General features: G+C 70.7%; 9 protein-coding genes. 3 read left to right on the forward strand and 6 right to left on the reverse strand.

The features are described from left to right. Positions 1–30: 30 nt before the first annotated feature. Positions 31–3,687: a chromosome segregation protein SMC gene (gene smc, locus ACFZBU_RS01350; protein ID WP_391581378.1), complete on the forward strand. Its 3,657-nt coding sequence runs from the start codon at positions 31–33 to the stop codon at positions 3,685–3,687. A 101-nt stretch (positions 3,688–3,788) separates the two neighbouring features. Here the strand turns inward: smc and ACFZBU_RS01355 are convergent, their stop codons facing one another. Beyond that, a complete protein-coding gene (locus tag ACFZBU_RS01355; protein ID WP_391581379.1) occupies positions 3,789–4,784 on the reverse strand; it encodes an LLM class flavin-dependent oxidoreductase in 996 nt (331 codons plus the stop codon). A gap of 201 nt (positions 4,785–4,985) precedes the next feature. On the opposite strand from ACFZBU_RS01355, the gene ftsY reads away from it, so the two are divergent. Then, positions 4,986–6,170: a signal recognition particle-docking protein FtsY gene (ftsY, locus tag ACFZBU_RS01360; RefSeq protein ID WP_391581381.1), complete on the forward strand. Its 1,185-nt coding sequence runs from the start codon at positions 4,986–4,988 to the stop codon at positions 6,168–6,170. Between the two features lie 72 nt (positions 6,171–6,242). On the opposite strand, the gene ACFZBU_RS01365 is transcribed toward ftsY, so the two are convergent. Further along, positions 6,243–6,914 carry a bifunctional DNA primase/polymerase gene (locus tag ACFZBU_RS01365; RefSeq protein WP_391581382.1) on the reverse strand — a complete coding sequence of 224 codons (672 nt, stop codon included), beginning with the start codon at positions 6,912–6,914 and terminating at the stop codon, positions 6,243–6,245. A 306-nt stretch (positions 6,915–7,220) separates the two neighbouring features. On the opposite strand from ACFZBU_RS01365, the gene ACFZBU_RS01370 reads away from it, so the two are divergent. Beyond that, complete coding sequence (locus tag ACFZBU_RS01370; RefSeq protein ID WP_391581383.1) at positions 7,221–8,732, forward strand: hypothetical protein; 1,512 nt, start codon at positions 7,221–7,223, stop codon at positions 8,730–8,732. Between the two features lie 58 nt (positions 8,733–8,790). Here ACFZBU_RS01370 and ACFZBU_RS01375 read toward each other — a convergent pair whose 3' ends face one another. From ACFZBU_RS01375 to ACFZBU_RS01390, 4 genes are all read right to left on the reverse strand, one after another. Then, positions 8,791–10,335, reverse strand: coding sequence for an ABC transporter substrate-binding protein (locus ACFZBU_RS01375; protein ID WP_391581384.1), 1,545 nt, complete (start codon positions 10,333–10,335; stop codon positions 8,791–8,793). A gap of 345 nt (positions 10,336–10,680) precedes the next feature. After that, positions 10,681–12,267 (reverse strand): ABC transporter substrate-binding protein, encoded by a 1,587-nt coding sequence (locus tag ACFZBU_RS01380; protein WP_391581385.1) that lies wholly within the window; start codon positions 12,265–12,267, stop codon positions 10,681–10,683. A gap of 147 nt (positions 12,268–12,414) precedes the next feature. Beyond that, positions 12,415–14,025 carry an ABC transporter substrate-binding protein gene (locus ACFZBU_RS01385; protein ID WP_391581386.1) on the reverse strand — a complete coding sequence of 537 codons (1,611 nt, stop codon included), beginning with the start codon at positions 14,023–14,025 and terminating at the stop codon, positions 12,415–12,417. Between the two features lie 202 nt (positions 14,026–14,227). Beyond that, on the reverse strand, positions 14,228–15,847 hold the full coding sequence (locus ACFZBU_RS01390; RefSeq protein ID WP_391581387.1) for an ABC transporter substrate-binding protein: 1,620 nt from the start codon (positions 15,845–15,847) through the stop codon (positions 14,228–14,230). Between the last annotated feature and the right edge of the window lie 258 nt (positions 15,848–16,105).

Raw genomic sequence — 16,105 nt, forward strand, 5'->3', positions numbered from 1 at the left:
TCCGGGTCGTGCCGACTAGTCTTTCGTCGCGTGCACCTGAAGAGTCTGACCCTGCGTGGCTTCAAGTCCTTCGCGTCGGCGACGACGCTGCGCTTCGAGCCGGGGATCACCTGCGTGGTCGGGCCCAACGGCTCCGGCAAGTCGAACGTGGTCGACGCACTGTCGTGGGTGATGGGCGAGCAGGGCGCCAAGACGCTGCGCGGCGGCAAGATGGAGGACGTCATCTTCGCCGGCACCACAGGCCGACCGCCGCTCGGGCGCGCCGAGGTGAGCCTGACCATCGACAACGCCGACGGCGCGCTGCCCATCGACTACTCCGAAGTCACGATCACCCGGCGGATGTTCCGCAACGGCGGCTCCGAGTACGAGATCAACGGCAGCACGTGTCGGCTGTTGGACATCCAGGAGCTGCTCTCCGACTCCGGCATCGGCCGGGAGATGCACGTGATCGTCGGTCAGGGTCGGCTCGACTCGGTGCTTCAGGCCGACCCCGCCGGCCGGCGAGCGTTCATCGAGGAGGCGGCGGGGGTCCTCAAGCACCGCAAGCGCAAGGAGAAGGCGCTGCGCAAGTTGGACGCGATGCAGGCCAACCTGACCCGGGTGCAGGATCTGACCAACGAACTGCGCAGGCAGCTCAAGCCACTCGGGCGCCAGGCCCAGGTGGCCCGCCGGGCCGCGGCGATCCAGGCCGACCTGCGGGACGCGCGGCTGCGGCTGCTCGCCGACGACCTGGTACGGCTCAAGAGCGCGCTGGCCGAGGAGGTCGCGGACGAGGCCGCGCTGCGCGAGCGGCGCACCGCCGTGGAGCGCGAACTCGCACTGGTGCAGGCGCGCGAGGCACGACTGGAGACCGAGGTGCGGGCGATGGCGCCGCGGCTGGCCCGGGCGCAGGAGACCTGGTACGCGCTGTCCGCGCAGGCCGAACGGGTGCGCGGGACGGCCGGGCTGGCCCGGCAGCGGGTCCGCCATGCGACGTCGGCGCCCGCCGAGGAGCGGCGCGGGCGCGACCCGCAGGAGATGGAGCGCGAGGCCGAGCGGATCCGCGAGCAGGAGGCGGAGCTGGCCGCCGCGCTGGAATCGGCGCAGGTCGAGCTGGCCGAGACGGTGGAGCGGCGCGGCGAGCTGGAACGCGCCCTGGTCGAGGAGGAGCGCCGGCTCAAGGAGGTCGCCCGGGCGCTGGCGGACCGTCGCGAGGGTCTGGCCCGGCTGGTCGGCCGGGTCGGCGCCGCGCGCAGTCGGGTGGCCGCGGCGGAGGCCGAGATCGGTCGGTTGGTGGGCGCCCGGGACGAGGCACGCGAGCGTGCGGTCGCGGCGCAGGAGGAGTACGAGCAGCTCCGGCTCGGCGTCGAGGGCGCCCCGCAGGACGACGGCGGCGGGGGACTCGCCGCGATCGAGGCCCGGTTGGCCACGGCCCGCGAGGTGCTGGCCGAGGCCGAGGAGGCGCTCGTGCTCACCCGCGACGCGGAGAAGGAGGCCGAGCGGGAGCGGTCGGCGGTCGTCGCGCGCAAGGAGGCGCTGGAGCCGGCGCTCAGGCGCAAGGACGGCACCGGCGCGCTGCTCGCCGCGGGGGACCGGTTGTCCGGCGTGCTGGGCACGGTGGCCGCGCTGATCACCGTCGAGCACGGCGCCGAACAGGCGATCGCGGCGGCCCTGGGCGCGGCCTCGGACGCGGTCGCGGTCACGGGTGTGCAGCCGGCCGTGGACGCGTTGCGGCTGCTGCGCAAGGACGACGCGGGCCGGGCCGCGCTGCTGCTGGGCGGGGGCGCGGCGCAAGGGGCGACGGGCGGTGGGCCGGCGGAGTGGCCGGAGCTGCCGGCGGGGGTGGTCTACGCGACGCGCCTGGTGTCCGTACCGGAGGAGTTGCGCGGCGCGGTCCAGCCGCTGCTCGACCGGGTTGCGGTGGTCGAGGATCTGACCGCCGCCGCCGAGCTGGTCCGGGCGCTGCCCGGGGTGCGCGCGGTCACCCGGGAGGGCGATCTGGTCGGCGCGGGCTTCGCGCACGGCGGGTCGGCGAGCGCGCCGAGCCTGCTGGAGGTGCAGGCGGCGGTGGACGAGGCGGCCGAGCGGGCGGCGGTGTTGACCGAGCGGTGTGCCGGGTTGGCCGCGGCGTTGGCCGGTGCGGTGGCGACCCGGCGGGAGGCGGCGGCCGAGGTCGAGCGGATCACCGCGCAGCGCCGCGAGGCGGAGCGCAAGGCCGCCGCGGCAGCGCAGCAGTTGGGCCGGCTCGGCGGGCAGGCCCGGGCGGCGGCGGGCGAGGCCGAGCGGTTGGCGGGTGCGGTGGCCGAGGCCGAGGCGGCGCGCGCGCAGGAGGAGCTCAAGGTCGAGGAACTCGCGGCCCGGCTGGAGGCGGCGCAGGAGTACAACGCGGCCGAGGGCGACGAGGAACCGGACACCGCCGAGCGGGACCGGCTCGCGGGCGCCGCGAGCGCCGCGCGGCAGGCCGAGATGGAGGCCCGCCTCGCGGTGCGCACGCACGAGGAGCGGGTGCGGTCGCTGGCCGGCCGGGCCGACGCGCTCGACCGGGGCGCGCGGGCCGAGCGCGAGGCGCGGGCGAGCGCGGCCCGGCGCCGGGAGCGGCTGGCGGTGGAGGCGCGGATCGCGGGCGCGGTGGTCGCGGGCACCGACGTGCTGCTGCGGCATGTCGAGGCGTCGTTGGCCCGGGCCGGGGCCGAGCGCGACGCGGCGGAGGGCGCCCGGGCCGCGCACGAGGCGGAGCTGGCCCGCGAGCGCGGCCGGTCCCGCAGCTTCGCGGCCGAGTTGGAGAAGTTGACCGACTCGGTGCACCGGGACGAGATGTTGCGCGCGGAGAAGCGGCTGCGGGTCGAGCAGTTGGAGGCCAAGTCCCTGGAGGAGCACGGGATCGAGGCCGAGGGTCTGCTGGCCGAGTACGGCCCGGACCAGCCGGTGCCGCCGTCGCCGCCGGCCGAGGGCGAGGAGCGCGACCCGGACTCGCCGGAGGCGCAGCCACGCCCGTACGTCCGGGCCGAGCAGGAGAAGCGGCTGCGCGCGGCGGAGAAGGCGCATGTGCAACTGGGCAAGGTGAACCCGCTCGCGTTGGAGGAGTTCGCCGCGCTGGAGGAGCGACACAACTTCCTCACCGAGCAGTTGGAGGACCTGAAGAACACCCGCCGGGACCTGATGACCGTGGTCAAGGAGGTGGACGAGCGGGTCGAGCAGGTCTTCACGGCGGCGTACCACGACACCGCGCGCGAGTTCGTGGGCGTGTTCGCGCGGTTGTTCCCGGGCGGCGAGGGTCGGCTGATCCTGACCGACCCGGACGACATGCTGACCACCGGCATCGAGGTGGAGGCCCGGCCGCCGGGCAAGAAGGTCAAGCGGTTGTCGCTGCTCTCCGGCGGCGAGCGCTCGCTGACCGCGGTGGCCCTGCTGGTGGCGATCTTCAAGGCCCGGCCCAGTCCGTTCTACGTGATGGACGAGGTCGAGGCGGCGCTGGACGACATGAACCTGCAGCGGCTGATCGCGATCTTCGCGGAGCTGCGGGAGAGCTCGCAGCTGATCGTGATCACCCACCAGAAGCGCACGATGGAGGTGGCCGACGCGCTGTACGGCGTCTCGATGCGCGGCGACGGGGTCACCACGGTGATCAGTCAGCGACTGCGTCGGGAGGACCGGCGGGTGGCGTCCGAGCACGCGGAGCCGATGAGCGGGGTGTCCGCGGGCGGGTGAAGCCGAGCGGCGGCCACACCCCGGTCGAGTCGAGGGTGTGACCGTCGTCGGTAGCGGGTCGGTCGGGTCGCCGGGCGTGCCGGGTCACCGGGCCTGTGGGATCACTCGGCCGGCACGTTGCGCGGCATGACCTTGTCGTTGAACAGCTGCAGGCTCGCCCAGCCCGCGTCGATCGGCAGGCCGCCGACCAGCGGGTGCAGGATCAGCGCGTCGGTCAGGCCGCCGGACCGGCCGATCTCGACGCACTCGTCAGGGGTGAGGCAGCAGTAGATGCCCTCCTCGCGCAGCGCGGCGACCGTGGTGGCCGAGGACTCGACCACGGAGGCTATGTCGGGGGTCTGCCAGCCGGCGTACGTGGTGGCCTCGTGCAGGAAGTACTCGCCGTACTCGGCCCACGCCTTGTCCGGGTCCTCGGTGCAGAAGATCATCCGGGTCTTGACCGGCGGCAGGATCGCGAAGCCGCCCTCGAAGCCTTCCTCGGCCGCGAGCTCGTAGTAGTACTGCTCCAGCTCCGGGATCGGCGCCGCGGCGTAGAACGGCAGCCGCAGCCGGACCGCGCGGCGTACGGACGCCTTGGCGGTGCCGCCGACCATGACCATCGGGTGCGGGTCGGTGAACGGCTTGGGGGTGACCCGGACGGTGGCGCCGCGGTACTCGAACGGCTCGCCGGTCCACGCCTTGAGCAGCGTCTCCAGCACCTCGTCCTGGATCTTCCCGCGCCGCTTCCAGTCCTTGCCGAGTGCCGCGTACTCCTCGGGCCGGTAGCCCAGGCCCGCGACGAGCGAGAGTCGGCCGCCGCTGATGTTGTCCAGGACGGCGATGTCCTCGGCGAGCCGGATCGGGTCGTACAGCGGGGCGAGCAGTGCGCAGACGATCACGCCTATCCGCTCCGTGGCGCCGAAGATCGCGCCTGCGGTGCTCAGCGGGGAGGGGCTCCACGCGTTGTCCGCGCCGTGGTGCTCCTCCAGGCTGATCATGTCGAACCCGTTCTTGTCCGCGAAGGCCGCCATCTCGACGGTGGCCCGGTAGCGCGCGGACATCTCCTGCCGGTCGAGACCGGGGAGGACCTGGTTGAACCGCAGATTCGTGACAGCCATGGAGCGTGAACACCTTCCGGGTCGAGCCGAAGCCGTCTCGGACACGTGTCATCTGCCGGACGGTGCTTGGCATGGGCAAGCTATCTGACGCAGTGTCAGGATTCAACGGTCTCCGGGTCACGGACGGCCGGTCGGGCGCGGACCCGCCGGGAGCGGCCGGTCGCGGTTCGGCGCCGGACCGTCTGGGAGACTGGAGGTCCTATGGAGACTGTGATCCTGATCGTCGTCATTGCCCTCGTCGCCCTCGTCGCCGCCGGCTGGTTCGTGGTCGGCTCGCGCCGCAAGGGCGTGCCGCCGGCGCCCCCGCGCACACCGGTCGAGCCGGGTGTCGGCGACGAGGCCGCCCCGCCCGTCGAAGCGCCCCGGCGCACCATCGACACGGTCGATCTGCCGGAAACGTCGGTCGTCGTGCCGACCGAGCCGGAAGTCGTCCCGCTGGAGGTCCCGGAGCCCACGGCCGGGCGGCTGGTTCGGCTGCGCGCCCGGCTGGCCCGCTCGCAGACCACGTTCGGCAAGGGCCTGTTGGCGCTGCTCGCACGCGAGCACCTGGACGAGGACACCTGGGAGGAGATCGAGGACACCCTGCTGACCGCCGACGTCGGTGTCGCGCCCACGCAGGAGCTGGTCGACCGTCTCCGGACCCGGGTCAAGGTGCTGGGCACCCGTACCCCCGCCGAATTGCGCTCACTGCTGCACGAAGAACTGCTCACCCTGCTCGGTCCCGACCTGGACCGCACGCTCAAGACCGCCCGGCACACCGGCGGCGAGGGCGGCGACCGGCCGGCCGTGGTGCTGGTGGTCGGCGTCAACGGCACCGGCAAGACCACCACGACCGGCAAGCTCGCGCGAGTGCTGGTCGCCGACGGCCGCAGTGTCGTGCTGGGCGCCGCGGACACCTTCCGCGCCGCCGCCGCCGATCAGTTGCAGACCTGGGGCGAGCGGGTCGGCGCCCGTACGGTGCGCGGCCCCGAGGCGGGCGATCCGGCCAGCGTCGCGTTCGACGCGGTCAAGGAGGGCATCGCCGAGGGTGTGGACACGGTGCTCGTGGACACCGCCGGCCGACTGCACACCAAGACCGGCCTGATGGACGAGCTGGGCAAGGTCAAGCGGGTGGTGGAGAAGCACGGTCCGGTGGACGAGGTGCTGCTCGTGCTCGACGCCACCACCGGTCAGAACGGCCTGGTCCAGGCCCGGGTGTTCGCCGAGGTGGTGGACATCACCGGCATCGTGCTGACCAAGCTCGACGGCACCGCCAAGGGCGGCATCGTGGTCTCGGTGCAGCGCGAGCTGGGCGTGCCGGTCAAGCTGATCGGCCTCGGCGAGGGTCCGGACGACCTGGCGCCGTTCGAGCCGTCCGCGTTCGTGGACGCGCTGATCGGGGACTGACGGGCCGATCACGAACGCCGGACGGGTCGACACGGCCCGTCCGGCGTTTTTTCCGCGCTCGGCGCGGTCCGCTCAGGAGGCCAGCCACAGACCTCGGCCGGTCGAGGAGGCGTCCTTGCGGTGGCACGCATAGGCCAGGGTGCCCAGGAGCAGGCGGGCCTCCGGGAGCGCGGGGTCGCCGCTCTCGGGCGGGCGGATCCACTCCACCGGGCCGAGCATGCCCATCGGCGACGGCGGCGCGAACACGTAGTCGCCCTCGCCGTGGCAGCGCAGGTCCAGGACGGCGTCGTCCCAGCCCATCTGGTACAGCAGATGGGGCAGTTCGGCCGCCGCGCCCGGGGCCACCAGGAACGCGACCCGCCCGGTCGGCGTGGCCAGGACCGGCCCCAGCGGGGTGCCCATCCGCTCCAGGCGCACCAGGGCCCGGGTGCCCGCCCGGCGCGGCACGCTGATCGCGTCGAAGACCCGACCGGTGGGCACCACGACGGTGCTGTCCGGCCACTGCGACCACAGGTAGCGCACCGCGGCCGGTGATGCGGTGGCCCGCTCCGCCCAGCGCGGGTCCGCCGGGTGCATGCCCGGCGCGGCACACGTGACGCGGCCGCACGAGCAGTGGGTGCCGCGTCCGTCGCGTACCAGGTGCGCACCCTGGGCCACCGGCCAGCCGCGTTCCTCCGCGAACTCGGCCACCGCCTGCCACAGTGCGGCCCGCGTACGCCGGCGCGATCCGAGCATGATGTCCATGTCCTCCCAACGGCACTCATTACTTTTGGTTACGCTGTGATCGCAACGAGTCATCTCGACGGCCGCGGGGTTCGCACGATATGAACGGGACCGGCAGCCGTCGTCGGCCTGTGTCGCCGATCAGTCAAACGCGGTCTCCCCCCTGGCGCGTCCCGGGCGCGTGGGGTGGCGAAGCCTGGCGTTTGGCGCATCGACCGACGCCTGCGGGCGAGTCGGAATACGTTCGGCAAACGGGCCTGCGCGTACGGTTCCCATCGGGGCCCGACGCCTGACCGGCCGGACCGCTGAGGGCATGGGGGCGATGCGGTGGCGACGACGCGAGCGCGGGACGGCGGGTCCGCGGACGAGCACGAACCGGACGGCGGGCGGCAGCCCAACGACCGGCTCTCCGCGTGGTTCGCCCGCAGCGGATGGTCGAAGGGCGAGTTGGCCCGTCAGGTGAACCGGCACGCGCGGGCGATGTCGGCCCCGCACGTGAGCACCGACACCTCCCGGGTGCGCCGCTGGCTGGACGGTGAGCAGCCGCGCGAACCGATACCGCAGATCCTGGCCGAGTTGTTCACCCGACGGTTCGGTCGCGTGGTCAGCATCGACGAACTGGGCCTGCGCGAGCCGGACGAGCCGCACGGCGACTTCGGCGTGGACCTGCCCTGGACGTTCGAGACGGTGGTCGAGATCCTCGGCGAGTACACCCGGGGCGATCTGCTGCTCGGTCGGCAGGAGTTCGTCGGTCCGTCGTTGCGCCTGGCGGCGGGCCGCGATCTGGTCGAGCCGCTTCAGCGCTGGTCCGCGCCGCTGCCCGCGACGCCGGCTCCGCTGCCCGCGCCGATCGTGCCCGGTGCCGGTGCCGGTGCGGGGCGCGGCGGGCGACGGCCGCGGTTGCCGGCGTCCGCGACCGAGCATCTGCACGAGTCGGTCCGGCTGTTCCGGCGTTGGGACATGCAGGGTGGCGGCGGGCTGCGGCGCAAGGCGGTGATCGGCCAACTCAACGCGCTCACCGATCTGTTGCGCGACGCGCACCCGCCCGCCGTGCGTGCTCGGCTGCTCGGGCTGACCGCCGAACTCGCGCTGCTCGCCGGGTGGATGTCCTACGACACCGGCCTGCAACCGGGCGCGCAGAAGTACATGGTGCTCGCCCTGCACGCGGCGAAGGAGTGCGACGACGCGCCGTTCGGGGCGAACGTGCTCGGGGTGATGTCCCGGCAGATGATCCACTACGAATTGGCCGAGGACGCGCTGGAGTTGATTCACCTGGCCCAGTACGGCAGCCGGGACACCGGTGGCGCCGGGTTGCAGGCGATGTTGTACACGCTGGAGGGGCGCGCGTATGCCGCGCTGGGCGACACGGATCGATGTCGGCGCGCACTGGGACTGGCCGAACAGGCGCTGGCGGACAGTCGGCCGCACACCGAGCCGGATTGGATCCGCTATTTCAACCGGGCCGAACTGCTCTGCGAGAGCGGCCACGCCTATCGCGATCTCGCCTACACCCGACCGGCGTTCGTAGCCCCGGCGAAGGAGCGGCTGAGCGAGACCGTACGGCTGTTGCTGGGCACCGGCGAGTTCGTGCGCAGCCTCGCGCTCGCGCACGTGGGGCTGGCCACGGTGTTCCTGATCGAGCACGACCCGGCGGGTGCGGTCGAGCAGGCCACGGCGGCCCTGGAGATCGCCTTCCGGGTGCGTTCGGAGCGGCTGATCGTACGACTGCGGCGCACCGTGGAGGCGCTGGCCGGGCGCTTCCCGGCCGATCCGGCGGTGTGCGAACTGGCCGCCCGGGTGGCCCGGGAGTTGCCCGAGGCGCCGTTCCCGACCGCGTGACGCGCGTCGGCCCCCGCCCGCGCGTGGCGGACGGGGGCCGAACGGCTACGGGGGCGGGCTACTTCATGCCGATCCGGTCCATGAAGAAGACGCCGGTGTTGTACTGCACGACACCGGTGACCTTCTTGTTGAACAGGACGCCGATCGAGGACTCCGCGTACGTCCACACCGGCAGATCGGCGACCATCGCCTTCTGCAGGTCCGAGTAGGCCTTCTTGCGGGCCGCAGGGTCGGTCGAGCTGCGGCCGGCCACCAGCGCGCCGTCCACCGCCGGGTTGTTCCAGCCGATGAAGTTGGTCGGGCTCTTGGAGAACCAGTTGTTGAAGGTCAGCGGTTCCGGATCGACCAGCCACTGCTGGAAGAGCATCGCCTGGAAGTCCTTGCGCAGCGCGTACTTCTCGATGTACGCGCCGATCTCCAGCGACTCCAGCTTCATCGAGACGTTCTTGTACTCGGCCAGCTGGGTCTGCATCCACTCGGCGACCTTGACCGAGGACGGGTTCTGCGGCAGGAGGTAGGTGAACTCGACCTTCTTGCCCTCGCGCTCCAGCTCGTCGAAGAGCTGCTTGGCCTTGGCCTTGTCGGGGTTCGCCTGCACGTTCGCCGGGTCGAAGAACGGCGACTTCTGGGCGAAGTAGCCCTTCGCGGGCACGTAGCCGTTGGACAGCGTCTTGGGGATCCCGGCCGGGTCGAGGGCGAGGGTGATCGCCTGCCGCGCCCGCAGGTCGTCGAACGGCGGCTTGGTCATGTTGAACTGGATCATCTGACCGCCGTCGACCGAGCGCTGGACGACGCCGATCTCCTTCTCCGCCTGCGCGATGGTGGCGTTGTCGGAGCTGATGAAGACGTCCGCGCCACCGCCGTTGATGGTGTTGTACTGCTGCTTGATGTCCGGCACGTTCTTGATCGTCAGCTTGTCCAGCTTGGGCAGGCCCTTGTCCTTCTGCCAGTAGTTCTCGTTCTTGACGTAGACCTGCTGGCTGCCGCGGGTCCAGCTCTCCAGCTTGAACGGTCCCGCGCCCACCGGCTTGTTGCGGTACTCGTCCGGCCCCTTGGCCAGCGAGGCGGGCGAGGCGATGTAGGTCAGGTCGATGGCGATGGCACGGTCCAGCTGGGCGTTCGGCATGCCCAGCGGGGTGACCTCCAGCGTGGTCGGGTCGACCACCTTGCTGGTCAGTCCCGCGGCTATCTGGCGGTGCTGTGACTGGGTCTCCGCCTTGGCGTGCATGTCCCAGTTGAACTTGACCGCGGCCGCGTCGAGCGGCGTGCCGTCGGAGAACTTGACCCCCGGGCGGACCTTGAGCTGCCAGGTCTTGCCGTTGTCCGCGGTGGTCAGGCTCTCACCCAGGTGCGCCTTGACCGAGTTGTCCGCGGCGTCGATGTAGAACAGCGGGTCGTACAGGGCCGCCAGCCGCGGCTCGTCGGCCACCGCGACGGACGCGGACTTGAACGGGTCGAGGGAGGCGGAGTCCTGTACGGCCAGCATGGTCATGCTGCCGCCGGACTTGGCCTCGCCCTGGACGGTCGACTGTTTGCCGCCCGTGGATCCGGAGTCGTCCGAACCGCCACACGCGGTGGCCGTGATGCCGAGAACCACCATCATCGTAACGAGAGTCGTGCGACGTGCGGTCGTGCGTCGTGCAGACAACGTTCTTGCCACCTCCGCCGGGGAACAACACAAGTGGTGCCGGGAGCCATGAGCGTGGAGCGGGAACAGCCGAATCGGTACTGCGTGCGGCACACCGTAGGACCACCGGGCGCAACTTGCACGACCTGTAAGCCGATCTGTTACATCGTTACAGACAGTTGTCGAATCGTGTCGGAAAACCTGCCCCCGGCTGCCGCGGACCGGCCGGGAAGCTCGTCCGCACCTGGCGAACGAGCCTCCCGAACACGGATGGTGACGGTGCGTCGGATCAGCCGGGGATGATCCGGGCCCGGCGGCGGACTACTTCAGGCCGACCCGGTCCATCAGCATGCCGCCGTCCTGGACGCCGACGACACCCACGGCCCGCGGGCCGGAGATGATGTTGGTGACGGCCTCCTGGTAGGCGAGCATCGGCAGATCCTTGACGAGCACCTTCTGCAGGTCCGCGTACGCGGCCTTGCGCGCCGCCTCGTCGGTGGTGGAGCGACCCTTGATCAGCGCCGCGTCCGCCTCCGGGCTCTTGTAGCCGGTGAAGTTCAACGGGGTCTGCGAGAACAGGCTGTTGAACAGCACCGGTTCCGGGTCGCTGGACCAGATCTGGTACAGCGCCGCGGTGAAGTTCTTCTGCACCGTCAGCCGCAGGTAGTAGCTGGCGACCTCGGCCTTGTCGAGCTTGACCTCGACGTTCTTGAACGCGTTGAGCGCGGTCATGGTGTACTCGGAGGTCGCGTTGGAGGTCGGGTTCTCCGGGACCAGGTAGTTGAACTTGACCGGCTTGCCCTCGGCCGCCAGCTCGTCGAAGAGCTTCTGCGCCTCGACCTTGTTCGGGCTCGGCTGCGCGGCGGTGGGGTCGGTGAAGGTCTTGCCGCTGTGGAAGATGCTCTTGGCCGGGGTCGCCGTGCCCGCGTACATCTTCTGGTTCAGGTCGGCCGGGTCGAGCGCGAGCGCCACCGCACGCCGGGCGCGCGGGTCGTCGAACGGCGCCGTCGAGGTGTTGAAGACGATCATCTGGCCGCCGTCGAGGGTGAACGGCGTGACGCCCAGGCCCGCTTCCTGCGCGGCCTTGGTCTTCTGCGGGTCGATCGTGAAGGTGATGTCGGCGCCGCCGGCCTTGATCGTGTCGACCTGCTGCTTGACGTCGTTGACCACCTTGATGGTCAGCGTGTCCAGGTACGGCTTGTCCGCGCCCTGCCAGTAGTTCGGGTTCTTCTCGAACACCATCTGGCTGTCCCGGGTCCAGGTCTTGAGCACGAACGGGCCCGCACCGACCGGCTTTTCGCCCTTCGGGTCGATCGCGTACTGCTTGGGCGACTCGATGTAGGACAACTCCGAGGCCACCGTGCGGTCGAAGTTCGCGTTCAGCATCGGCAGGGTGATCTTCAGCGTCAGCGGGTCGACCACCTCCAGCCCCAGGCCGCTCGCGGCCGGGCGGTGCTGGCTGAGCACCTCCGGCTTGGCGTGCATCTCCCAGTTGAACTTGACCGCCGCGGCGTCCAGCGGGGTGCCGTCGCTGAACTTGACGTTCGGCTTGACCTTGAGCGTCCAGACCTTGCCGCCGTCGTCGCTCTTGAGGCTCTCGCCGATCTGCGGCAGGACCTTGTTCTGCGTGTTGTCCACGTAGAACAGCGCGTCGTAGACCGCGAGCATGCGGTTGAGGTCGGTGACCGCCGCATAGGACGCGTTGAACGGCGTCATGCTGCGGGCGTCGGACACGGTCAGAAGGGTCAGGTTGCCGCCCTTCTTGGCGCCCGCCGACGCGTTCGGATCGGCCTTGCCGCCGGCGCCGTCGTCCCCGCCGCCACACGCGGCGAGGATCAGGGCCAGAGCCGATACGCCGGCGACGGCCGCCGCGCGCTTTCGTGCGTTGTTGCCGAGGTGCTTGCTCATGTGACTCCTCCGTTGTCACAAGGCACACCCGGTCCCCGTTCGGATCGGGTGTGATGGTGCGGTGGTGCACGGCCGGGGGACGGTCCGGCGCCGAGATCGCTGCGCCGGGCCGGCCACCCGGCCGGGTCTGTGGGGGTCAGCCGCTCATCAGCGCCGCCCGATGGCGTCGAAGTGGATCAGGCCGTCGTTGTAGAGCTGGATCCCGACCAGGTCGGAGCGGTGCACGGCGCCGATCACCGCCGACGAGTAGACCCAGAACGGCAGATCGCGGTTGACCTGGTTCTGCAGCCGCGTGTAGGCATCACGCCGCGAACCGGCGTCGGTGGAGCGCCGACCGTCCTCCAGGGCGGTGTCCACGATGTCGTTCGCGTAGCCGGTGATGTTGCTCAAACCGGCCTTGCTGTACAGGAATTGGTAGATCGTCGGCTCCACGTCGTCGGCCCACAGCTGACAGACGGTGGCGTCGAAGTCGTTGCCCGCCAACCGGGTCACCAGCGAGGCCATGTCGGTGACCTCGACGATCACGGTCACGCCCGGGAAACCCTCCAGGGTCTGCCGGATGTACTCGGCGGTGGCGCGCATCTTGGCGCTGTCCGGCACCAGATAGCGGAAGACGAACGGTTTCTTCCCGTTGTTGGTGACCTGCGCGAACAGCGCGCGGGCCTCCTCGGGCCGATTCTCCGGCGCAGCCAGGTTGACGTTCGCGAGCGGGGACGCGCTGTCGAAGATGCCGCGCGCCGATTCGCCCCGGCCGCCGTAGAAGCGCCGGCTGATCTCGGTGCTGCTGAGCGCCAGTGCCGTCGCCCGGCGGGCATTCGGATCCTGGAACGGCCCCTTGCGCACATTGAAGGCGACCATCAGGCCGCCGTTGAGCCGGGCGTCCTCGGCGACCAGGCCGTCCGCGCGGGCCTGCGCGATGCTCTGCGGATCCGTGCTCAGGGTGAGGTCGGCCCGCTTGGCCTGGATCGCCTTGTTGCTGCCCTCGACGTCCTTGTCCACCCGGAAGACCACCTCGTCGAGGTAGGGCCGATCCCGTTGCCAATACAGGGGGTTGCGCTCCAGCCGGACCTCCCGGCCCGGTTCCCAGCTCTTCACCTTGAACGGGCCCGCACCGACCGGCGCGTGCTTGAGCTCGTAACGGCCCTCGGGTGTGCCGGCCAGTCGCCGGGGTGCGACGAAGGAGAGGTTGCGCGCGATGGTGTGGTCGAAGTTGGCGTTGGAGGACGGGAGTTCGATGCGCAGCTGGAGCGGGCCGAGTTCGGTCAGCTGCACACCGCGCAGCGGACCGCCGACCAGCGATCGCACCGTGGGGTCGCGATGCGCCTCCCAGTTGGCCTTGACCGTGCCGGCGTCGAGCGGGCTCCCGTCGCTGAAGCGCACGTCGGGACGCAGGGTCAGGGTCCAGATCCGCGCGCTCTGGTCGGAGACCAGCGATTCGGCCAGTTTGGGGCGTACCCCACCCGTGCTCGGATCGGTCCACACCAGCACGTCGTACAGCGCGGACAACCGGTTCGAGTCGGCCACGCTGGAGTAGGACGCGGTGAACGGATCGAGCCCACGCTCCTCGCCGGGCATCAGGATCGTGACCGAACCGCCGTGCTCGGGCTCGCCGGACGAGCCGCCCGAGTCGGACGAGCCCAGGCCACAGCCGGTCGTCGCCAGCACGGTGGCCGCGGCGAGCCCGAGGGCGAGGGAGAGTCGGCGGCGCAGGCCGCGACACGGTGGTCGTCGTAGGGGTGTCTTCGGGTGGAGTACCACTGCCGGCCTACCTACCTATCACTGTGGGGTTCGAACGTGCCTCGTGCGTCGGTGCAGTCGTGCAGTCGTTCCGGAAGTGCGGTAGCGCTGTGGTGCGGTGGCTCGCGCGAGCCGCGCGAGGGGACCGAATGTCGCGCGCCGGCCGGGTACGGCGGGGCGTCCCGCCCGGGGTCACGGAACCCGGGCGGGACGAGTCGATCGACTAGCCGGTCGTGCCGATCCGGTCCCACAGGACGACGCCGTCGTTGGCCAACTGGATGCCGGTGATCCTGGGGTTGTGGACCGCGGCGGTGACCGCTTCCTGGTAGACCCAGAACGGCATGTCCTTGTTCACCTGCAGCTGTACACGCGTGTACGCGTCACGTCGCTGGGCGGGGTCGGTCGTCCTGCGCGCGTCCTCGAGCGCGGTGTCGACCGTCGGGTTCTCGTAACTGCTGTTGTTCGGCATGCTCTTGCTGTGCAGGAGATCGTAGATGCCCGGCTCCGGGTCGTCGATCCATTGTTGACCGAGAGCCGCCGCCCATTCGGTGGTGCCGCCTCGGACGGTCCGGACATAGGTCGCGATGTCGACGACCTTGACCTCCATCTGGACCCCGGGGTAGGTGTTGAGTACCGACTTCATGTACTCCGCGACCCGGATCGAGGCGGGGGCCTGGGGAACCCAGTAGGTGAACTTGAGCGGCTTGGTGCCGCCCGCGGTCACGTCGTCGAAGAGCTGCCTGGCCCGCTGGGGGTCGTTCTCCGACGCCGCGAGCTGGATGTTGGCCACCGGGGACGAGGCGGCGAAGATTCCCTTGGCGGGGGTGCCCTTGCCGCCGAAGAACTTCTGGTTGATCTCGATCCCGTTGAACGCGTAGACGAATGCCCGACGTGCCCGCAGGTCCTTGAACGGCGCGACGTTCAGGTTGAACACGACCATCTGGCCGCCGTTGAGGCCGATGCGGGTCACGCCCAGCTTCTTCTCCTCGGCCTGCGCCACGGCGAGCGGGTCCACCGCGACGGTGAGGTCGGTCTTGCCGTCGTCGACCGCGCCGACCGAGTGGTTGACGTCGGTGTCCACCGTGATGGTCAGGTTGTCCAGATGCGGCAGACCCTTGTCCAACTGCCAGTAGTCGGGGTTGCGGGTGTAGGTCTGCTTGACCCCGCGCTCCCACCGCACCAGCTTGTACGGCCCGGCTCCGACCGGCTTGTCGCCGATCCCGGTGGGGCTCGCCCGCAGCGCGGTGGGCGAGGCGATGTAGCCGAGGTTGCGCGTGACCAGGTGGTCGAAGTTCGCGTTCTCGCTGATCAGCTTGATGTCCAGGGTGAGCGGGTCGCTGACGTTGAGCGAGAGGATCACGCTCGCCGCGCCCCGCTGGAAGGAACCGACCTTGGGGTCCTTGTGCCGGTCCCAGTTGAACCGCACGGCCTCGGCGTCGAACACCGTGCCGTCGCTGAACTTCACGTTCGGACGGATCTTGAGTCGCCACGTGTCGGCCTTGGGGCCGTTGATCGCCAGCGACTCGGCGATCTGCGGGCGAATGCTGCCGGTGCTGGGGTCCGTCCACACCAGCGAGTCGTAGAGCGCCGACATGCGACTGCCGTCGGCGACGTTGACATACGACGTGGCGAAGGGGTCCAGGCTGGTGGAGTCGCCCGGGAGGCTCATCGTGAGCGAGCCGCCCTGCTTGGGCGTACCCGCGGCCGAGGGCTTGGTCTTGTCGTCGTCCCCGCAACCGGCGAGGACGGTGGCCAGCGCGGTCGCGACGACCAGCACGGCTATTCGGCGCCGGGGACGGGGACGGCGCGTGTATCGAAGGGACAACAGGGAAGTACGAGTCACTGCAGGGCCAACCTTCACCTGACGGACCGTCCGGGCGTCTGTGGCCGGGCGGCGGACGTGCTTGGTGCCGGGTACGTCGGCCGACTCGGGGGGAGAGGGCGACGGCGCCCCGGGTGGAGCATGGTGGTGCGTCCGTGCGGCTGTGCTGTTGTGCGGTGGTGCGTGGTACGCGACTGTCTGCAACCCTCGGGCGAGACACGTGAAGGCCGGGAATCACCAAGGTGATTCCCGGCCTCCACGAACCGACTGGTAAGGGTG

The sequence above is a fragment of the Embleya sp. NPDC008237 genome, from assembly GCF_042956465.1.
Taxonomy (GTDB): Bacteria; Actinomycetota; Actinomycetes; order Streptomycetales; family Streptomycetaceae; genus Embleya.